This is a genomic window from Posidoniimonas polymericola, from assembly GCF_007859935.1.
In the GTDB taxonomy this organism is placed as follows: domain Bacteria; phylum Planctomycetota; class Planctomycetia; order Pirellulales; family Lacipirellulaceae; genus Posidoniimonas; species Posidoniimonas polymericola.
Genome location: NZ_SJPO01000006.1, coordinates 113,638 through 132,920, shown reverse-complemented (window position 1 = coordinate 132,920; position 19,283 = coordinate 113,638). Strand labels below are relative to the sequence as shown.

At 67.4% G+C, this 19,283-nt stretch carries 16 protein-coding genes; 10 read left to right on the top strand and 6 right to left on the bottom strand.

Translation table 11 applies throughout. The annotated features are described in order from the left end of the window. Positions 1–67: 67 nt before the first annotated feature. On the top strand, positions 68–1,078 hold the full coding sequence (locus tag Pla123a_RS13245; RefSeq protein WP_146587693.1) for a potassium channel family protein: 1,011 nt from the start codon (positions 68–70) through the stop codon (positions 1,076–1,078). 7 nt (positions 1,079–1,085) lie between these two features. On the opposite strand, the gene Pla123a_RS13240 is transcribed toward Pla123a_RS13245, so the two are convergent. From Pla123a_RS13240 to Pla123a_RS13225, 4 genes are all read right to left on the bottom strand, one after another. Further along, positions 1,086–2,246, bottom strand: a complete 1,161-nt coding sequence (locus Pla123a_RS13240) for a TlpA family protein disulfide reductase (protein ID WP_146587691.1) — start codon at positions 2,244–2,246, stop codon at positions 1,086–1,088. 77 nt (positions 2,247–2,323) lie between these two features. Further along, complete coding sequence (ispG, locus tag Pla123a_RS13235; protein WP_146587689.1) at positions 2,324–3,463, bottom strand: (E)-4-hydroxy-3-methylbut-2-enyl-diphosphate synthase; 1,140 nt, start codon at positions 3,461–3,463, stop codon at positions 2,324–2,326. Between the two features lie 69 nt (positions 3,464–3,532). Continuing rightward, a complete protein-coding gene (locus Pla123a_RS13230) occupies positions 3,533–4,243 on the bottom strand; it encodes a YggS family pyridoxal phosphate-dependent enzyme (protein WP_146587687.1) in 711 nt (236 codons plus the stop codon). A gap of 14 nt (positions 4,244–4,257) precedes the next feature. Continuing rightward, positions 4,258–6,108 (bottom strand): hypothetical protein, encoded by a 1,851-nt coding sequence (locus Pla123a_RS13225; protein WP_146587685.1) that lies wholly within the window; start codon positions 6,106–6,108, stop codon positions 4,258–4,260. Between the two features lie 219 nt (positions 6,109–6,327). On the opposite strand from Pla123a_RS13225, the gene Pla123a_RS13220 reads away from it, so the two are divergent. Continuing rightward, positions 6,328–7,227, top strand: a complete 900-nt coding sequence (locus Pla123a_RS13220) for a YdjY domain-containing protein (protein WP_146587683.1) — start codon at positions 6,328–6,330, stop codon at positions 7,225–7,227. A gap of 6 nt (positions 7,228–7,233) precedes the next feature. Here Pla123a_RS13220 and Pla123a_RS13215 read toward each other — a convergent pair whose 3' ends face one another. After that, the gene (locus Pla123a_RS13215; protein WP_146587681.1) at positions 7,234–9,486 is read right to left on the bottom strand and encodes an FdhF/YdeP family oxidoreductase; all 2,253 of its coding nucleotides are present in this window, start codon (positions 9,484–9,486) and stop codon (positions 7,234–7,236) included. Positions 9,487–9,654: 168 nt separating this feature from the next. Here Pla123a_RS13215 and Pla123a_RS13210 point away from each other — a divergent pair, with 168 nt between their 5' ends. From Pla123a_RS13210 to aroA, 3 genes are all read left to right on the top strand, one after another. Continuing rightward, the gene (locus Pla123a_RS13210; RefSeq protein WP_146587679.1) at positions 9,655–10,785 is read left to right on the top strand and encodes a hypothetical protein; all 1,131 of its coding nucleotides are present in this window, start codon (positions 9,655–9,657) and stop codon (positions 10,783–10,785) included. Next, on the top strand, positions 10,782–12,026 hold the full coding sequence (locus Pla123a_RS13205; protein WP_146587677.1) for a PQQ-binding-like beta-propeller repeat protein: 1,245 nt from the start codon (positions 10,782–10,784) through the stop codon (positions 12,024–12,026). Before Pla123a_RS13210 ends, Pla123a_RS13205 begins: the two co-directional genes overlap by 4 nt. Before the next feature lie 62 nt (positions 12,027–12,088). Then, positions 12,089–13,366 (top strand): 3-phosphoshikimate 1-carboxyvinyltransferase, encoded by a 1,278-nt coding sequence (aroA, locus tag Pla123a_RS13200; RefSeq protein ID WP_146587675.1) that lies wholly within the window; start codon positions 12,089–12,091, stop codon positions 13,364–13,366. A gap of 159 nt (positions 13,367–13,525) precedes the next feature. Here aroA and Pla123a_RS13195 read toward each other — a convergent pair whose 3' ends face one another. Further along, the gene (locus tag Pla123a_RS13195; protein WP_146587673.1) at positions 13,526–13,765 is read right to left on the bottom strand and encodes a hypothetical protein; all 240 of its coding nucleotides are present in this window, start codon (positions 13,763–13,765) and stop codon (positions 13,526–13,528) included. 245 nt (positions 13,766–14,010) lie between these two features. Here Pla123a_RS13195 and Pla123a_RS13190 point away from each other — a divergent pair, with 245 nt between their 5' ends. The 5 genes from Pla123a_RS13190 to Pla123a_RS13170 all read left to right on the top strand — a co-directional run bounded on the left by Pla123a_RS13190 (position 14,011) and on the right by Pla123a_RS13170 (position 19,261). Then, positions 14,011–14,547, top strand: a complete 537-nt coding sequence (locus Pla123a_RS13190; RefSeq protein ID WP_197527934.1) for a hypothetical protein — start codon at positions 14,011–14,013, stop codon at positions 14,545–14,547. 200 nt (positions 14,548–14,747) lie between these two features. Beyond that, a complete protein-coding gene (locus Pla123a_RS13185; protein WP_146587669.1) occupies positions 14,748–15,671 on the top strand; it encodes a hypothetical protein in 924 nt (307 codons plus the stop codon). Positions 15,672–15,729: 58 nt separating this feature from the next. Beyond that, positions 15,730–16,533, top strand: a complete 804-nt coding sequence (locus Pla123a_RS13180; RefSeq protein WP_146587667.1) for an ABC transporter ATP-binding protein — start codon at positions 15,730–15,732, stop codon at positions 16,531–16,533. 3 nt (positions 16,534–16,536) lie between these two features. Further along, a complete protein-coding gene (locus tag Pla123a_RS13175; RefSeq protein ID WP_146587665.1) occupies positions 16,537–18,372 on the top strand; it encodes a putative ABC transporter permease subunit in 1,836 nt (611 codons plus the stop codon). Positions 18,373–18,463: 91 nt separating this feature from the next. After that, on the top strand, positions 18,464–19,261 hold the full coding sequence (locus tag Pla123a_RS13170; RefSeq protein ID WP_146587663.1) for a menaquinone biosynthetic enzyme MqnA/MqnD family protein: 798 nt from the start codon (positions 18,464–18,466) through the stop codon (positions 19,259–19,261). Positions 19,262–19,283: the final 22 nt, after the last annotated feature.

Sequence of the window (19,283 nt, the reverse complement as noted above, 5' to 3'; positions counted from 1 at the left end):
CCGCATGCCGTCGGGGCGTGTTTGGTGACCTAGGCTTGTGGGCCCCACCTCGAGCCGACCGCCGCGTATGCTGCTCCGCACCCCTACAACCTCGATCGCACGGTGCATCTCGCTGCTGGCGGGGGTGCTGCTGGTGGGTACGGTTGGCTTCTACCACATCGAAGGCAAGTGGACCCTGTGGGAGTGCCTGTACTTCACGCTGGTGACGATCACCACGGTCGGCTACGGCGACTACGGGCTCAGCCACAACGGGCAGGTGTTCGCCTCGCTGCTGCTGGTGTGCGGCATCAGCGTGTTCACGTACTCGCTGACCACCATCGTCCAGATCGCCTCGGACCCGGAAGCCTCGCGGAAGAGAATCATGAGACGCCGAATCGCCGACTGCTCCGACCACATCATCGTCTGCGGATACGGCCGGATGGGCCGCACTATCTGTGAAGAGATCACCCGCGAAGGCGTCACCTGCGTCGTGATCGAGAACAACGAGAGCAGCATCCGCCGCGCTGTCGAGGACGGGCTGGTCGTGCTCGAGGGCGAGGCCAGCGACGACGAGCTGCTGCTGGCCGCCGGCCTGGAACGGGCCCGCGGCGTGATCTGCGCGGTCGACAGCGACGCCGAGAACATGTTCATCACGGTCACCGTCCGTGAACACAACCCCAACTGCTACATCATCAGCCGGGCCGAGAACGAGATGGCCGCCCGCAAGCTGCAGCACGCCGGCGCGTCGCTGGTGGTGTCGCCGCACCAGATGGCGGGCCGGACGGTCGCCAGCGCGGTGATCTGCCCACGCCTGGCCAAGTACACCAACGGGTACGACGATGACGACCAGTCGTTCCGCCTTGGCGAGACCCACATCAAGCCCGGCGCTCCGTTGGTCGGCCAGTCGGTCTCGGAGTTCGGCGGCACGGTCGACGGGCTGGTGTTCGTTGCGATCGAGCGGGCCAACGGCCTGACGATCCTCCGCCCGCGGGGCAGCGAGGTCTTCCAGCAGGACGACATCGTGATCTACGCCGGCGGCCACGACGACATCGCCGCGATCAAGAACGCCGCGCTGAGCCCGGCGCTGTGCCGGCTGTAGCCCCGGGCTACTCGGCCAGCAGATCGCGGATCGCCTGCCGCTGCTCCTCGGTGTGGTAGCCCATGGAGCCGACTACCCTGCCCTGTCGATCGATCGCGATGGCCGTGGGCCACGCCCGAATGTCGTACTCAGCGGTGATCACGCCTCGATCGGGTCCTGTCGCGTCGGACGTTGGTGGGGCGTCGCCATCCAGGGCGACGCGGAACGGGAAGTCGCGGCCGGCCCATTCTTGCTGCACAATCGGAGCGAGCTTCTCGTCGAGCTTCGCCAGCGTATCGACACCGTTCTCGCCCGCGGTAAGGTCGTCGTGCACTGCGATGATCACCAGCCCCTGGTCCGCGAGCTCGTCGTGCAGCTCGAACAGCGATGGCATCGCGTCAATGCACGGCCCGCACCAATAGCCCCAGAAGTCGAGCAGCACGACCTTGCCCTGCAATTCGTCCAGCGTAATTGGCTCGCCCTTCCAGGCCGCGACCTGCTCGAGCGGTGGCGCCGGTTTGCCGATTAGCTGCGCCAGCTTTGAGGCCGGCAGGTCGATGGTGACCTCGAGGTCGGCGTCCCCGGGAGTGACTGTGAGCTCGGCCTCCTGCTTCTCTACCAGTTTCGAGCCGTACGCCTGCAGGCGGTACTCGCCAGGCGGCAGCATGAGCTTATTGGGGCCCTCGCCAGCGATGCTCAAGAACGGCCGGGCGTCGCCGGCAAAGGCGTAGCACATGGTGGCGCCAAGCTCCTGGTTGAGCGACGCCAGCTCCTGGCTCGTGACGGTGACTTCAACTTGCCGCAGTGGTTTGAGCTGCACGCCGATCGCTTCGGCCGTGGAATCCGGCGGAAGGACCAGCAGCAAACCCTCCTTGCAATCGCCGCTCAGCACGATGGCGGTTCCGTCCCGCGAGTCCACCAGGGTGGCGAACTCTGCCGCAGGGATGACGATCTGGCCTTGCTCGTCGGCGACCAGGGGCTCTCGAGATGCAATGCCAAAAAGCACCACTTCGTCGGAGCGGTTCCAGGCTGCGGAGGGGCCCAGCTTGGCGCCGGCGGCAGGGGAACCCGCGGAGTCGACAACGGTGACGGTCAGGCCACTGGGTGAGGGAGCGGCGGTTTCATCGGCTGCGAAGGATAAGCCGATCGGCAGCAGGCAGGCAATCGCCAGGCAGGGGGGCAAACGCATCGGCGCTTCACGGGGGGAGGGATTGGTCGTCTACGAATGCTAATCGCCCCGGGCGGCCGACTCCCGCACGCCTTGGGCTATACCTTCGCCGCGATGATCGCGTCGAGCTCGCTCTTGAGCCGGGGCAGGATTTCCTCGTAGCCGAATTGGCCAAGGGTCTCCTCGCCCTTCTTGAGATTGACCGTGTTGGGGCCGCACCACAGTCCGAGGTCGGCGTCGTCGGTCTCGCCGGGGCCGTTCACGCGGCAGCCCATCACGGCGATCGTCACCGCGTGGTCCTTGGCGTATTGGGTCATCTCCTTGACCTGGGCGGCCAGCTCGACGAAGGCCTCGTTCTCGACGCGGCTGCAGCTCGGGCAGCTGATGATGTTGAGCGTCGAGAGGCCGTAGTCGACTACCGAGCGGACGCGGCCGGCGGCGATGTCGGCCAGGATATCACGCCCGGCCCGGATCTCCTCCGGCTTGCGGTCGTTCGGCACGGTGAGCGACACCCGCAGCGTGTCGCCCATGCCCCGACCGATCAGCTGCTCGAACGCGATGCGGGTCTTGATGACGCCGTCGGGCGGCATGCCGGCCTCGGTCACGCCGAGGTGCAGCGGCACGTCGGGACGCCGCTCGGCGAAGCGGGTGTTGACCTCGATCACCTTCTGCGGGTCGGAGTCCTTGAGTGACACGCAGTACCGCGTGAAGCCGAGCGAGTCGAGCAGCTCGCAGTGCTCCCACGCGCTCTCGAGCATCGGCGAGATCGAGTCGGCCGGGTCGTAGCGTTCCTTCTTGGCCGGGTCGACGCTGCCGCAGTTGACGCCGACCCGCATCGCGCAATCGTTGTCGGCGGCGACGCCCGCCAGGTACTTCACCTTCTCTTCCCACGGCTTGGTCCGCTCGTGGTGGTACAGGTGCCCGGGGTTGTAGCGGACCTTGTCGACGTGCGGCGCCACGAGCTCTGCCAGGCGGTAGTTCTCCTGCAGGTCGACCGACAGGTTGGCCGAGGTCTGCCGGCGGATCTCGGCCAGCGCGGCGGCGTCCTGCTTGCTGTCGACCGCGATGCGGACCACGTCGGCCCCGGCGTCGGCCAGCGCGTTGACCTGCGCAACGGTGGCGTCGATGTTCTGGGTGTGGGTGGCCGTCATGCTCTGGACGGCGATCGGGGCGCCGCCGCCGATCGTGATCGAACCGATCGCGACGCTACGGGTCGCATTGCGCTGGATGTCTGGCATAACAGGTATCTTAACCGGCCGGCGGCGGTTCGGCCCAGGCCTCGGTTTCTGACCTGTGATTCGAGTTTGTTAGCGGAGCCCTTCCCACAGGGTCGAGCCGACGCGGACCATGGTGGCGCCCTCGGCGATGGCCTCCTCGAAGTCCCCCGACATGCCCATCGACAGCTCGGTCAGCGAAACCCCATCGGGGGCGTTCGGCGCGACCCGTTCCCGCAGCTCGCGGAGCAACGCGAAGTTATTGCGGGCCTGGTCGGCGCCCCCCTCGCGGGCGGCCATTGTCATCAGGCCGTGGATCTCCACATCGGGGTACTCGGCCAGCGAGCCGACGACCGCGTCGAGCTCGTCGGGCGCGAAGCCGTGCTTCTCGGCGTCGCCCGAGCAATTGACCTCCAAGAGCGCCCGGGCCGGCTGGCCGATCGCCGCGGCCGCCTGCTGCACGGCCTTCAGCAGCCGTAGGCTGTCGATCGAGTGCAGCAGCGCGACGTGCGGCAGCGTCTGTCGGACCTTGTTCCGCTGCAGGTGGCCGATCAGGTGCCACTCGATTGACCGCCCGGCTAGCTCGGGCGAGTCGGCCTTCTCCCACAGCTGCTGCGGGCGGCTCTCGCCGAGCGTGGAGCAGCCGGCGTTGGCCAACAACGCGGTGGCGTCCGCGTCGACGTACTTCGTGACCCCGACCAGGCGGACCTCGTCCGCGGCGCGGCCCGCCCGCTGGGCTGCGTCGGCGATACGCGATTGAACCGCCTGGAGGTTCTGTCGGACGAGCGTAGAACGATCGGTCATGGCGTTGCGCCGGGTCAGTCGTTCTCGATTTCGAAGAACTCGTCGACCTCGCCGGTGTCGAGGAAGCGGCCGAACAGGCACTCGGACGCCAGGTTGTGGCCGATCAGCGTGCGGTTGGCCGGTTTGTCGAGCGACCGGTAGGTGACCCACTGGTCCTTGCCCGATTGGAACCGGTAGCCGACCGCCACGTCGGGCCCGACCGGCTGCAGCGACTCGGCGACCGTCAGCTGGCGCCAGGTCCGCTGCTTGGCGAACCGGCTCGGCGCGGCGTCGAGGAACAGCGGGCAGCAGAGGTTGCGGCCCTTCACGGCGTGACGCATGACCAGGTGGTCGTCCTCCTGTGTCAGCTCGCCGACCCGCGGGTCGACCCGCCACTCGGGCAGCGCGGCAGGGACGACGCCGGCCAGGCGTTTGTCGCCGGCGGCCAGCCAGCCGTCGCGGGTCTCTTGCTCGGGGGCGAAGGTAATCCCTGCGGCGAGCGGCAGCCGCGTGATGACCTCAATCGAGCGCTGCCGGTCGCTGCCGGTCTGCACGATATCGGCCAGGTACGCGACGCGGTCCTCCCGGGCGATCAGCACTTGTCGTTCGAGCTTCGCGTCGCCCTCAAGGTCCAGGCTCAGCTCGAGGTAGTCGCAGTCGTCGTCAGAGAACCAGCACTGCTCATCCCAGTCGGCGACCGGCGCGAGCGTCTTGCCGTCGACCTTGACTTCGCTGGTCCAGAGGCCAGAAATCAGCAGCGCGCCAGCCACGGAGTACTCGATCCGCGACTCCTGGTCGGCGTAGCTGACCGTGGCGCGTTGGGCCTTGGCCTGCCAGTCTGCAGCGAGCACCGACATCGCCGACCACTCGGAGTTGACCGACGGCTCTGGCGGATCGGCCTTGCCGGCGATCTTCTGGTAGGCCTTCACGCCGAGCCGCTCGGCCGCCGCCGCGTTGTCCGAGACGTCTCCGGCCATGTCGAGGGCCAGATCGAGCATCGCCCTACCGCCGCGGATTCCGGCTGGGGTCAAGGCCAGCGAGCCATCGCCGCGGCAGAGGCGCAGCGCCTGCCGGACGAGCCACTCGTACTGGGTCTCGGCGTCGTTGCTCCAGCAGGGCTTGCCGGTCTGCTCGGCCCACGCGCGGCAGCGGGTCCAGCAGGCCAGCAGCAGCGGCAGCCGCTCGAACACGCGGGCGGTCGGCATACCCTCGCCGTCGGTCAGTGCGAGGATGCCCTCGGTGAGGGCCGCGGTGGCCGGCTTGCGGAGCTTCCGCAGCGGCTGGGCGTCCGGCAGGGTCTGGCTCAGCACCAGCGGCAGCTCGCCGCCGAGAACTTGATGCGCGTAGGCCATTTCGGCGGTCGGCTGGTCGCCGAGGCTGGCGTCGACCGCCTGTGCGGTGACCTCGAACAGGCAGTCAACCACGCCCCACCAGGCGCGGCTATCGAACGTGTTGGCCAGTTCGGGCAGGGCGTACGCCCACCACAGCGACTCCAGCACAAACGCCGGGTCGGTTTTCCCTCGGCGGCTGGCAGCCTGCCAGGCTTCGGCGGCCTGCTTGAGCTGGTCGGACGGCGCACCGCACCAATCGGGCGGCGTGGCGTCGGCCGCGGCGCCCCACTGCAGCGGGCTTTCCGCGGCCTTGCCGCCGGTGCGGAGGGACTTTGGTGGCTTGTGGTCCGAAAGCAGCTTTCCGAGCCGTTTCCAGGCGTCGCCGTGCGGGTCCTGCTTCCAGGCCGAACGCAGCCCATCCGCGGCGGTCGAACGCCACAGCTGGCGTGCCGGCAGGTTTGAGATGCCGGGGACGGCGTCGCCCTCTTGGTGAGACGGGGCCTGGCCATTGGGTGAAGGCTGCTGCGAGACCTCTGCCTTGGTCGGTGCGCTCATCGTTGACTTCCTTGCTCGCCTGGTTTGCGTCGCGTCGTTTGGTTGGGAGGCGTACGCAATCGCACGCCCCACTGGGGCCGGCCCGGATGGACCAGCGACTCCCGAGACCCTATCGTTTCGTATCGGGGCGTCGGCCGCTTGATGGCGGGCGCCGTCGCGGCAAACGCCGGCTGCCCAGCAGCCGGCAACTCAACGCCTACAAGGGTACGGAGGTCCTGCGTGTCATCTTACAATTGTCTGTTCAGCCTGGGTAGTATTGGTGGATTGCGCGGGCTTTTGCTCGCGGCGTTTGCGTGGTGCGCTATTACCGCGGCGAGTTTTGCCGAAGCCCCGACCGCTGACGCCACGGATTCGACCGCGATCAAGCCGGCCGCTGACAAAGCCGTCGAGAAGGCTGACGAGCAGACCGATAAAGCTAAGGCCGTGCCCAAGCGGCTTCCCCCGCCGGCAGACGCCCAGCCGATGCCGGGCGCCAAGAACGTCTGGATCAACCGCAACACTCACACCGTCTACGTCGACGGGGCCGTTTCGCTGCGGCAGGGCGTGCTAGAGATGTTCGCCTGCCCCAAGGGGACCAAGGAGCACGAGTCGGTCGTTGCGCTCGACTGCAAGGCGTACCTGGTGCACACCTCGCTGTTGGCGGTCGGCGCCAAGAGCGGCACGCCGGTCAGGTTTGTCGAGGAGTACATCCCCCCGACCGGCGATGTGATCGACGTCAGCGTGCAGTGGATCGACCCGGCCGGAAAACGCCAGACCGCCCGGGCCCAGCAGTGGGTCAAGGACGTCAAGACCGGCAAGGCGATGACCTGCGAATGGGTCTTCGCCGGCAGCGGCTTCTGGAAGGACGAGCAGACCGGCAAGAACCACTACATGGCGGAGGGGGGCGACCTGATCTGCGTGGCCAACTTCAGCACCGCCACGCTGGACGTCACCGCCGAGAGCACCCAGGCCAACGACGGCCTGATGTTCGAGGCCTTCACCGAGCATGTGCCGGCCCTCGGCACGCCGGTGCGGGTGGTGCTGACGGCCAAGCCCGCTGCCGACAAGCCGGCGGACGGGTTGCCAGCGAACGGTGAGCCGGCGGACGGGGTTCCCGCCAAGCCGGTCAAGCTGCAGTAGCGAGGGCTAAACTGACGCGATCAGATCGGCGCCCGGGACCTGCTCCTGCGGCGTGACCCGCACCACCACGCACTTGAAGGCGGGCGTCTTGCTGCGGGGGTCGAGCTGGCGGCTGATCAGCGCATTGGCCTCGGGGAAGTACATGGCCGCGTTGCCGGCCCGGATCTCTGGGTGGGCGACTACGGTGATGTGCTGCATCCGCCCGGCGGGGCCGCCGACGGTGACCTTGCCGCCGGCGCTGACGCCGAAGCGGCCGATGTCGTCCGGGTGCATGAGGATGACGTCGCGCCGCTCGACGCCGCGGTACAGGTCGTGCTCCTCGTAGACCACGGTGTTGAACTGGCCCTCGCTGCGGATGGTCATCAGCCGCAGCTCCCCTTCACCGGCGCCCCGTAGTTCGGGCAGCGCGTGCGTTTGAAGGTTCGCGCGGCCGTCGGGCGTGGCGAACCGCGGCGTGTGGAACGTGCGGCCGTCGATTTGGAACTCTTGCTTGGTCGCGTCGATCTTGGCGATAGCGTCGAAGCCGGGCACGATCTTGGCGATCGCCGCGCGGATGGCGCCGGTGTCGCGCATCGAGTCCCAGTCGATCGCCGCCAGCCCGCCGGTCTGGGGGGCGGACTTGTCGCTGAGCAGCTTCGTCACCCTGGCCGCGATGTCGGCGATGACCTCGACCTCGCCCCGCGGGCCGTCGAGCCGCCGCGGCCCGCCGTCGCTCAGGCGGACGTAGTTGAACATCGACTCCTGCGTCGTGGCGTAGGGCTCCTCGTCCCGGGCGAGCACCGGTAGGATGAGGGTCTCCTTGCCGACGCCGTGCGCGTGGCCCGTGTTGAGGGTCGTGCTGAGGTACACTACCTGCTCTAGCTGGGACATCGCCTGGGCGGCGTAGGCCGAGTCGGGGTTCGAGCCGTACAAGTTGCCGCCCAGGCAGAAGCCGACCTTGAGTTCGCCCCGTTCCGCGCCGACGATGCAGTCCATCGTGTCGCGTCCCGGCTCGGTGGGGAGCTTAACTGCAAAGTGCGACTCGAGCCGGTCGAAGATCGCCTGCTTGAGGACCGGCGTCACGCCGATCGAGCCCATGCCCTGGACATTCGAGTGCCCGCGGATCGGCAGCAGCCCGGCGCCGGGGCGGCCGACCATGCCGCGCAGCAGCGCCAGGTTGGCGATCGCCTGCACGCTTTCGACCCCGTGCGTCTGGTGGGTGATGCCCATGGTCCAGCTGAAGACCACCCGCTTGGCGGCCGCGTAGTCGGCGGCCATCTGGTCGATCTCGTCCCGCGTGACGCCCGACTTGGCGAGGATCTCTTCCCAGCTGGTCGCGGCGAGCTTGCCGCGCAGCGCTTCCCAGCCGCTGCAGCAGCTGGTGAGGAAGCCCTCGTCGTGGGCACCGAGCTCGACGATCTGTTTGGCGATGCCGGTCAGCATGGCGAGGTCGCCGCCGATGTGGGGCTGCACGTAGCGGCTGGCGATCTCCGACCCGAACAGCAGGCTGCGGACGTCGCTCGGCACGGCGAAGCGTACCATGCCGGTTTCGACCAGCGGGTTGACCACCACCACCTTGTCGCCGCGGCGACGCAGGTCCATCAGCGTCCGCATCAGCCGCGGGTGGTTCGAGGCCGGGTTGCCCCCGATCACGAACACCAGGTCCGACTGGTCGAGGTCTTCGAGGGTCAGCGTCGCGGTGCCGCTGCCGGTGACGCTGGTCAGGCCAACGCCGCTTGCTTGGTGGCAGTAGTAGCTGCAGTTGTTGACGTTGTTTGTGCCGTACAGCCGCGCGAAGGTCTGCAGCAAGAAGCCGGCCTCGTTGCTGCTGCGGCCGCTGAAGTACCAGAAAGACTCTTGCGGGGTCACCTCGGCGAGCTTCGCCGCGATCCGCCCGAGCGCATCTTCCCACGCAATCGGCCGGTAGCCCGGCTGACCCGGCTCGTGCAGCATCGGCTCGGTCAGGCGGCCGGCGTGCTCGAGCTCGCGGGGGCTCATGGCCCGCATCTCGCGGAGGCCAAACCGCCTCCAGAAGTCGGGCTTGATGGCGCCCTGCATGTCGGCGGCCATTGCCTGCATCGACTTCTTGCAAACCTCGGGGAAGTGGCCGAGCTCGTTGACCATGCCGCCGCTCTGGCCCCCCATGCCGAGGGCGCAGGTCTTGCAGGCATTGCGGCTCCGCATGGCCCGCCAGAACCGCAGCAGCCCGCCGGCCTCGCGGGCCTTGCGCAGCGTGTACCAGACCGCGGGCCAGCCGCCTCCCTGCTTAACCTTCCGCATGTAACTCCCCGACCGGCCAAGGCGCCCTCGAACGGGGCCCAAAAAAGAGGTTCACGACTCGTCCCACGGATTCCGCTATGATAACCGACCCACGCACGGCGCTGCCACAGCGGTTGGCGGCGAGCCTCACAACGCACCCCGAGCGGTGTTGGTTCACGGAGCGATTCGATGCGATTAACACACTTCCTCCACGCGGGCCTGTTGGGCGCGGTCCTGGGCGCTGCGGCCGGCTCAGACGCCGCCGACCTTAGTCCCGCGATTGAACGCCTGGCGGCCGCTTCCGGAGCGTCGTCTGCCAGTCCCGACCTGCAGCAGGCGTGGCGGCGTGTGGCTGCCGGCGACCCGCAGCGGATGACCGACGTGCTCGCCGCGATGGACGCCCCCTCCGCGACCGCGCAGAATTGGCTCCGCACCGCGGCCGACGCGATGGCCGAGCGGGCCCTCGAGTCCGGCGACGGCTTCCCTGAGGCCGAGCTGCAGCAGTTCCTGTTCAATCCCGATCAGCCCCCCCGCGGTCGCCGGGCGGCGTACGAGTGGCTGGTCGAGAACCGACCGGAACTCAAGGCAGAACTGTTGCCCAAACTGCTTAACGACCAGAGCGTCGAGCTCCGCTACGACGCCGTGGCCGCGCTGATGGACAAGGCGGAAGCGGCGAGCGGCGGCGAGCAACGAGAGCTCTACGAGCAGGCCTTCGCGTCGGCGCTCAACTTAAAGCAACTCCAGAAGTGCGCTGAGCGGCTGGGCGAGCTAGGCGACAAGCCCGACATTGTCGAAGCGATGGGCTTCATCGCCGACTGGAAGATCATCGGCCCGTTCGACAACGTCGACGGCGTCGGATTTGATAAGGCTTACCCGCCGGAGGAGCGGGTCCAGCTCGACGCGACCTACCCGGGCAAGAACGGCGTCGTGGCGTGGCAGGACGCCGAGGCCGAGGGCGCCCTCGGCGAGGTCGACCTCACCGAGCCGCTCGGACCGGAGAAGGGAGCGACCGCGTACCTGTACGCCACGTTCGACTCGCCCGCGGCGGTCCCCGCTCAGGTCCGCTACGCGTCGTCCAACGCGACCAAGCTCTGGGTGAACGGCGACGAGCTCGCCAGCAACCAGGTCTACCACGCCGGCAACCCGCTGGACCAGTTCCGCTGCCCGGTCGAGCTCCGCGAGGGCGAGAACACAATCCTGGTGAAGGTCTGCCAGAACGAACAGACCGAGGGCTGGGCCCAGGCTTGGGACCTCCAGCTGCGAATCACCGACCCGATCGGCAAGGCCTTGCTGCCTGCAACCAAAGGAGGCGAGCAATGATCGCCATCGCACGTCTAGCAATCGTCGCCGCTGTGATGCTGCTGGCGGCAACCGCCCAGGCCGACGACTGGAAGCGCTTCCGTGGCCAGGGCGGCGCGTCGGCCGGCCAGGTTGAGCTCCCCTCGGACTGGTCGGTCGAGACCGGCGAGAACATCTCGTGGCAGGCCGACCTGCCCGGCAAGGGCGTGTCGTGCCCGATTGTTGTCGGCGGGCGGGTTGTCGTGACCGCCTCGGGCGGGCTCGACGAGACGCGTCTTTACGTGCTCGCCTACGACTCCCGTACCGGCGCCCCGCTCTGGCGCCGCCAGTTCTGGGCGACCGGCCGCACCAACTGCCACGACACCTCGGCGGTCGCTGCGAACACGCCCTCAACCGACGGCCAACGCATCTTCGCGCTTTACTCCTCTAACGACCTGGTCTGCGTCGACCTGGACGGCAATGTCCAATGGATCCGCTCGCTAACCGAGGACCACCCGGGCGTCGGCAACGACATCGGCATGGCTAGCTCGACGGCGGTGCTCGGCGGAGTGGTTGTGGTGCAGTGCGAGTGCCAGCAGAACTCGTTCGCCGCCGGCTACGACGCCAAAACCGGTGAGCAGCTCTGGCAACAAGAACGGCCCTCCCAGGCCAACTGGGCCAGCCCGGTCGCCATGCACGGCCCGGCCGGCAAGCCCTGCGTGCTGCTGCAGTCGGGGCGGCGGCTCACGATGGTCGACATCAAGTCCGGCGAGCAGCTGTGGGACGAGACGATTAACTGCGCCACCATCTCCAGCGCGACCGTGGCTGATGGACGGCTGTACGTGCCGGCCGATGGACTGCTGATGGTGGACCCCACCAAGCCCGAACTCGACGTAGTCTGGAAGGAGACCGCGCTCGGGCCCGGTTCGCCCAGCCCGGTGGTCGCGGATGGTAGTCTTTACATTATTAACGGCGCCGGCGTCATGACCTGCGCCGACGCCGAATCGGGCCAGCGGAAGTGGAAGACCCGCCTCGCCGGCTCGTTCTGGGCGACGCCGGTCTGCTCCGCCGGCAGGCTGATCTGCATCAACAGCAAGGGCGACGCGTTTGTCGTCTCAGCCGCCGACGGCGAGGTGCTCTCCAAGCCGAAGTTGGGGGCCGACATCTCCGCGACCCCCGCGGTCGCCGACGGTGGGATGTTCGTCCGCAGCAATTCAAAGCTGTGGAAGATCGCCCCGCTCCAACAGGCGTCGCTCCCCGCGGCGCCGACCCGGATCGAGTGACGCGGCAGCCAAGCCGAGAACGACCATTTCCTGCCAGCGACGCGTAAACCCTGCTTCGACCTATGACCGCTTCGTACGCTGTTCAGCCTGCTACTGCGCCCCTCAACGCCACCATCCGTCCGCCCGGGTCGAAGAGCATCACCAACCGCGCGCTGGTCTGCGCCGCGTTGGCCGAGGGGCAATCGCGTCTGTCCGGCGTGCTGCACAGCGACGACACACGCGTGATGATCGAAGGCCTGGGTAAGCTCGGCATCGGCGTCACGGCCGACGGGCCGACCTCGCTGGTAGTCTCCGGCTGCGGCGGGCAGATCCCGGCGCTGGAGGCCGACCTGTTCATCGGCAACAGCGGCACCACGATTCGCTTCTTGACCGCCATGGTGACGCTCGGCCACGGCGCGTTCCGCCTGGACGGCGTACCGCGGATGCGTGAGCGGCCGATCGGCGACCTGGCAGACGCGCTCAACACGCTCGGCGCCACGGTGCGGTGCGAGGGCGACAGCGGCTGTCCGCCGGTGTCGGTGCACGCCAACGGGCTGCCCGGCGGCGAGGCGACCGTCCGCGGTGATATCTCCAGTCAGTTCCTCAGTGGACTGATGATGGCCGCCGCCGGCGCCGAGGGGGAGGTCAGCCTTGGGGTCGTCGGAGAGCTCGTTTCGAAGCCGTACGTGGCGATGACGCTGGAGGTGATGCGTTCGTTTGGCGCGTCGCCTTCGGCCGACAACCAACTGGCCAGTTTCACTATCCCAGCCAGCGGCTACCGCGGGTGCGACTACGAGATCGAGCCCGACGCGTCGGCCGCGAGCTACTTCTGGGCGGCGGCCGCGATTGTCGGCGGCACGGTCAAGGTCGAAGGGCTGAGCGTCGACGCCCTGCAGGGCGATGTAGGCGTGGTCGACTGCCTGGAGTCGATGGGCTGCCACGTGCAGCGAGACGCCAACTCCATCACAGTGACCGGCGGCAAGCTGCGCGGCGCCGAACTAAATATGAACGCGATCAGCGACACCGCCCAAACGATCGCCGCGGTGGCGTTGTTTGCCGAGGGGCCGACGACCATTACCGGCATCGGGCACAATCGCCATAAGGAGACCGACCGCATCGCTGACTTGGCGACCGAGTTGCGGCGACTGGGCGCCGCGGTCGACGAGCACGAGGATGGCATGACCATCACGCCGGGCCCGCTCCGGTCTGCCCAGGTCCAGACCTACGACGACCACCGCATGGCGATGAGCCTGGCCCTGGTTGGCCTGAAGCAGCCGGGCGTCGTGATCCTCGATCCCGGCTGCACGTCGAAGACCTACCCCGAGTACTTCCGGGATCTTGAGACGCTCCTCCAGTCGTAGGCCTCAATTCGTAGACTTCGGGTCTGTAGTCGCAGCGACCGCTCGTGCCGCTGTAAACACGGACGGACTGACACCGTTGGCGTGCGCCGCGGGGGGTACGTTGAGAGTGGGGCAGCGAGAGTTAAGCGGCCGTGGCTGCCCGGCAGTTCCTGATCCGGGCTACTGATCCTTGGGCAGGCCGATACCGCTGGCCGCCGCCGATTGAAGCAGAACTTCGGCCCGCTTCATGATGTCCGATGCCGAGGCGTCGCACTTGCTGCCGCGCGAGGAAGGCTCACAGGCCTCGAATCGCGAGCTGCAATGCTGACAGACCACCCGCCGGCCCAGGTATTCCACCCTGACCTGCAGATTCCTGCCGCATGTGGGGCATTCTTGGACGAAGTAAGTTGTGCGTGGCATCGGATGGCCTCCTTGTGTGCCGGTCCCTACCGCATTCGCAGATGAGTGAATCGTAGAGTAATTGAAGGGACGCTTTTAAGCAATCTTTTTCGAGCTCAAAATCGGCTGTCTTTCGGACTCAGAGAGGCTTAAGTGCTATGAATGCAACAACTTGCGGAAATTCGGCTAGCCGTAAATGGGTTGCTGATTGGCGTGGTGTCGCCAACACGCCAACTGGCTTGATGCCGTACGCACTCGCAGCCCTAATGGTTCTGACGTTCGTTTCGGATTCTGGCGCGGCGGGGCCCGAGGTCGAGATCCGAACTGCGGTAATCCAACATTTCGGCTCCCTTCCGGATTTTCGCCCGACCGACCTGATTCGCCAGCAGGACCTCGCCGCTGTCATCAGCCTGCTGGAGAAGACCGACGTCCCCGTCGATCGGTTCGCGGCGTTAAAATCGCGAATTCCCGCAGATTCGAGCGAGATCCAGCGCCTCAACACCGACGCCAAGGGTCGGCAATTCCTGCGTAAAGTTGCGGACGTCCCCAAGGGATACGCCGGGGTCGAGGACCTGGGCAGCCGCCCCAAGGGGGCCCGCGACCTGCGGAAGCTCTCAAATTCGCCGGGGGGCGAGGAGATGATCGCCTACATGACCACCACCCCGGGCGGCGCCAAGCTGATGGCGATGACCCCACAAGGCAAGGCGACCGACAAGCCGGCTGGCCCCCGGATCTACACGCCGTCCGACCTCTACAAGGCGATGATCGAGCTCAGCCGTGCAGACGCCCGGGCGGCCCAGTAGCCGCACCAATCGTGGCGCCGCCCAAGTGGTTTTCGACTGCGAACAGCGAGAATCCTCGCTTGTGTCCGCAAATTCCGCTAAGCTACAGGAGACCTGGGAGGGTCCCCACACGCTACGGCCCTGGTTGGGTTGCGGCGACGGAAATCCGTAGCGGCCGGCATCTTTAGCGGCCGGGCTTCGTAGCAGCGGGGAATTTTTGGATGGGCAACAAAGTCTTTGGACTGACCGTGTTCCTGCTGTGGACGGCGTCCATGTCCTGGCTGACGATGTCCAAGATCATGCCGGCCTACCTGCACGGCGACGCCCCCGCTAAAAGCCTCACTGCCGCCGCGCTGCCGGTGGCGTGGGACATCGAGCTCTCCGGCAATTCGTGCGGCCTGGCGATCACGCAGACCGTCGATGGGGTCGACCGGGTAAAAGAAGTCCACAGCCGGGTCATGCTCGACAACGTCTCGCTCGAGGCGGTCGCCCCGCAGTGGATGCGGACGCTGGTCAACGGCATGGGGGCGGTCCGGCTCGACATGCGCAACAAGTCGACGCTCGATTCGTTCGGCAACCTCGCGAGGATTACCTCACGGGTTAAGCTCAACGACATGCCCGCGGTCGTGCGGGTTGACGGGCACGTCGCCGAGGGCAAGCTGAAGTTGCGGATCCGGTCGGGCGAGATCAGCCGGCTGCTCGAGTACCCGTGGCAGAGCGGAGACCTGCTGGGCGAGCTCGCGCCGGAGCCGCACATGATCCAGGCTTATGTCGGCCGTTCGTGGCGATCGGAAGTCTACTCGCCGTTTGGTTCGCCAACCGACCCGGTCGAGTTGGTCGAGGCCCGCGTGGTTGAGGAGCAGGAGATGTACTTCAACGACAAGGTAACCACGGTGCGACGGGTCGAGTACCGCACGGTGTCGGCGGCGGGCGTCTCTTCTAAGAACCGGTTGCGTTCGGTAGTCTGGGTGGCGGAAGACGGGCGTGTGCTGCGGCAGGACGTCTACTTCCTCAACACCAGGCTGCGTTTCGCGAGGCTCTCTGACGAGGAGTCCGCCCAGATGGCGGACGCCCATCTCGAGCTCGACCGTTACGCGGCCGTCACCCAGCCCGAGTCCTCACCGGAGCACGACCTAGGCGACTAGCTTCACGCGAATGGCCCTAGGCGTCGCGTCGCTAGCAACCGGCCGGACGCCTGACTGCATGATTGAATTCCAGGACGTCTCGCGGAACTACGGCGCTAAGGTGGCGGTCAAGGACCTCTCCCTCTCGATCCAAGCGGGCGAGCTCTTCTCGATGCTGGGGCACAACGGCGCCGGCAAGACCACCACCATCAAGATGCTGGTCGGCCTGCTGCGTCCGGCCTCCGGGTCGGTCATGGTCGGCGGCTACGACGTCGTGACCCAGACACGCGACGCCGTCCAACTGATCGGCTACGTGCCCGACCAGCCGTACCTGTACGACAAGCTCTCGGGGCGGGAGTTCCTGCGTTTTGTCGCGGAGATGCACGGCCTGAGTCCGGACGCCGTGAACGATGGGCTGGAGCGGGAGATCGATCGCTTTGGCCTGGGCGGCTTTGTCGACGACCTCACCGAAAGCTACTCGCACGGCATGAAGCAGCGCACCGTGTTCGCGTCGGCCCTGCTGCACCGGCCGAGCGTGCTGGTCGTGGACGAGCCGATGGTGGGCCTCGACCCGCAGAGCATTCGCCTGGTGAAGGACCTCTTCCGATCCGAAACCGCGAACGGCCTCTGCGTGCTGATGTCGACCCACACGCTGACCGCCGCCGAGGAGGTGTCCGACCGGATCGGCGTCATGGACCAGGGCGAGATGATCTTCCAGGGCACCGTCGACGACCTCAAGGCGATGCACCCCCAAGAGGGCGCCACGCTCGAGACGCTCTACCTACGGATGCTCAACCAAGAGGAGCGGGCCGAGTCGCCGGTCGAGCCGGGCGCCGCTGAGCGGGCCGCCGGCAGCATCCTCGACGCCCCCCCGAGCCACTAGGCGATGCCGCAGCAGCCGACCGTCGACGAACCTCGCAAGGGCCGGCGCCCGCCGTCCGGCAAGGTGCTGCCGTCAGAGGACGGCGAGGCGATGCTGTTCTGGCGGGTCCGGGGCGCCTCGTTCAAGACTTCCGTCAAGCAGCTCTACGACGCCAATCGGCTGCGGACCTCGCTGGTGGTCGGGCTGAGCCTGCTGTTCTGGTGCGGCCTGTTCGCGTTGTTCTACGAGGGGTTCAAGTTCCTCGTGCAGTACGTCGGCGGGCCCGGCGACACCTACCACGCGCGGACCGTGCAGTTCATCTTCCACATGTTCTTTGCGTCGCTGAACCTGATGCTGGTGTTCTCGTCGGCCATCATCACCTACGGCGGGTTGTTCGCGTCGCCGGAGACCCGCTTCCTGCTGACCCAGCCGGTACGCGCCGAGCGGATCGTGCTGCACAAGTTCCAGGAGGCGGTGCTGTTCAGCAGCTGGGGGTTCTTCCTGCTCGCCAGCCCGCTGGCGATCGCCTACGGCATCGTGACGCACGCGATGTGGTACTACTACGCGCTGGCGGTCCCGCTGATCTTGTCGTTCGTCTACATCCCGTGCGGGATCGGTTGCTTCTTGTGCCTGGCGTTGCTGCGGGGCCTGCCCAAGCTCTGGAAGGCCGTGGTGGCAGGCAGCGCGCTGGCCATCATCACGCTCACCTCCATCAGCATCTGGCAGAGCGTCCACAGCCCTCGCGACCCGCTCTTCGGGGACGCGTGGTTCAAGGCGACCATCTCGCGGTTCCGCTTCGCGCAGTCGGACTGGCTGCCCAGCAGCTGGCTCTCGAGCGGGCTGCTAGAGGCGGCCCAGCCGCTCGACGGGCTGGTTGATCAGCCGCTCGAGCTGCCGTACGTGCAGAGCTGCTTGTACCTGGCGGTGCTGATCAGCAACGCCCTGGTCTGCCACGTGCTGGTGGTCTGGTCGGGGCGGTGGTGGTACCGCCCGGCGTTCAGCATCCTCGAGTGCCGCACCCGCCGCGTCCGGCGGGGCGAGGTGGCGTGGCTCGACCGGATCGCGATGGTGGTCGTGTCGCCGCTGCCCCACCAGGTGCAGCTGCTGCTGGTGAAAGACTGGCGGCTGCTGCGGCGCGACCCGGTGCAGTGGTCGCAGTTTCTGATCTTCTTCGGGCTGCTGGGGCTCTACTTCCTGAACATCGACCGGTTCAGCGCCAAGTCTTCAGACGTCAGCTACGTGACGTGGGTCAACATGGTGAGCTTCCTGAACCTGGCGGTGGTGGGGCTGATCTTGTCGACCTTCACCACCCGGTTCATCTTCCCGATGCTGAGCCTTGAGGGCCGGCGGTTCTGGGTGCTGGGGCTGATGCCGGTCTCGCGCCGCACGCTGGTGATCAGCAAGTTCGTGTTCGCGGGGATCGGCTCGTGGGGGCCGTGCGCGCTGTTGGTCCTGCTCAGCGACCTGATGCTGCGGCTGCCGATGATGGTGCTGCTGGTCCACCAGCTGACGACCGTGATGCTCTGCTTCGGGCTCGCGGCGATGGCGGTCGGCCTGGGCGCGATGATGCCGGACTTCCGCGAGTCGTCGCCGTCGAAGATCGCCGCGGGGTTTGGCGGCACGCTGAACCTGGTGCTGAGCGCGCTGTACATCATTGTGATGGTGGTGTTGACCGCCCTGCCCTGCCACTTCTACCACATCGCGACCCAGAGCTCGCTCCACAACCGCCTGTTCGATCCGGACTCGCTCAGGTGGTGGCTGCTGGGCGGCACAGTGACCGCGGTGATTGTCTCGGTGGCGGCGATCACCATAGCGCTGAAGAAGGGTGTGCGGGCATTCGAGTCGCTGGAATTCCACTAGCAGTGGCCGCCCGCGTCCAGGGGCGGCCCTCTTCAGACATGCGGCCGAGGGCTATAATCCAGCAGTCGCCTCACGCACTCCCACGTCGCCCATGCCCAGCCCCCCCCAGACCGACGCCCGGCTCCGTATTGGGGCGGTCAACTACCTCAACTCGAAGCCGCTGGTGAGCCGGCTCGCCGAGCTGGCGCCCGGGTGCTCGCTGCTGCTCGACCTGCCGAGCCGGTTGGCGGACTCGCTGGCTGCCGGGCGGCTCGACGTCGCGCTGATCCCAACCGTCGAGTACCTGCGGGCCGACGGCTACCAGATCGTCTCGGACGCGTGCGTCGCGAGTGACGACGAGGTCCGCAGCGTGAAGGTGTACTTCCGCAAGCCGCCGGAACAGGTCGAGAGCCTGGCGCTCGACGAGGGGTCGCGGACCAGCGCGGCGCTCGCCCAGGTGCTGCTGGCGGTCCGGCACGGCCGCCGGCCGCGGCTGTCGCCGCTGCCGATCGGCGACAACGCCGCCTCGACCGACACCGACGCCGTGCTGATCATCGGCGACCGGGCGATGGCGCCCTTGGCCGACGACTTCCACAGCGAGTGGGACCTCGGCGCCGAGTGGCGGCGCGAGACCGGGCTGCCGTTTGTGTTCGCCTGCTGGGCCGCCCCGCGTGACTCGCCGGCGGCCCGCCTGGCGCCGGTGCTGGCCGCCGCCCGTGACCACGGCGTCGGCGAGCTGCAAGCGATCGCCAGCCGCGAGGCCCCGAAGCTTGGGCTTCCCACCAGCATGGCCTACGAATACCTTAGCCAGCACTTGCACTACCGCCTGGAAGAGCCAGAGCGGCAGGCAATCAAGCTGTTCGAGTCGCGCTGCCGCGAACTCGGCCTGCTGGCGCCGATCGCGTGCTGAGCCGGCGCCGCACCCCAGACAA

Excerpts from the sequence above, each read along its gene's own strand:
- Pla123a_RS13245 (WP_146587693.1), top strand. The coding sequence starts at position 68 with ATGCTGCTCCGCACCCCTACAACCTCGATCGCACGGTGCATCTCGCTG.
- Pla123a_RS13240 (WP_146587691.1), bottom strand. The coding sequence starts at position 2,246 with ATGCGTTTGCCCCCCTGCCTGGCGATTGCCTGCCTGCTGCCGATCGGC.
- ispG (WP_146587689.1), bottom strand. The coding sequence starts at position 3,463 with ATGCCAGACATCCAGCGCAATGCGACCCGTAGCGTCGCGATCGGTTCG.
- Pla123a_RS13230 (WP_146587687.1), bottom strand. The coding sequence starts at position 4,243 with ATGACCGATCGTTCTACGCTCGTCCGACAGAACCTCCAGGCGGTTCAA.
- Pla123a_RS13225 (WP_146587685.1), bottom strand. The coding sequence starts at position 6,108 with ATGAGCGCACCGACCAAGGCAGAGGTCTCGCAGCAGCCTTCACCCAAT.
- Pla123a_RS13215 (WP_146587681.1), bottom strand. The coding sequence starts at position 9,486 with ATGCGGAAGGTTAAGCAGGGAGGCGGCTGGCCCGCGGTCTGGTACACG.
- Pla123a_RS13210 (WP_146587679.1), top strand. The coding sequence starts at position 9,655 with ATGCGATTAACACACTTCCTCCACGCGGGCCTGTTGGGCGCGGTCCTG.
- Pla123a_RS13205 (WP_146587677.1), top strand. The coding sequence starts at position 10,782 with ATGATCGCCATCGCACGTCTAGCAATCGTCGCCGCTGTGATGCTGCTG.
- aroA (WP_146587675.1), top strand. The coding sequence starts at position 12,089 with ATGACCGCTTCGTACGCTGTTCAGCCTGCTACTGCGCCCCTCAACGCC.
- Pla123a_RS13195 (WP_146587673.1), bottom strand. The coding sequence starts at position 13,765 with ATGCCACGCACAACTTACTTCGTCCAAGAATGCCCCACATGCGGCAGG.
- Pla123a_RS13190 (WP_197527934.1), top strand. The coding sequence starts at position 14,011 with ATGGTTCTGACGTTCGTTTCGGATTCTGGCGCGGCGGGGCCCGAGGTC.
- Pla123a_RS13185 (WP_146587669.1), top strand. The coding sequence starts at position 14,748 with ATGGGCAACAAAGTCTTTGGACTGACCGTGTTCCTGCTGTGGACGGCG.
- Pla123a_RS13180 (WP_146587667.1), top strand. The coding sequence starts at position 15,730 with ATGATTGAATTCCAGGACGTCTCGCGGAACTACGGCGCTAAGGTGGCG.
- Pla123a_RS13175 (WP_146587665.1), top strand. The coding sequence starts at position 16,537 with ATGCCGCAGCAGCCGACCGTCGACGAACCTCGCAAGGGCCGGCGCCCG.
- Pla123a_RS13170 (WP_146587663.1), top strand. The coding sequence starts at position 18,464 with ATGCCCAGCCCCCCCCAGACCGACGCCCGGCTCCGTATTGGGGCGGTC.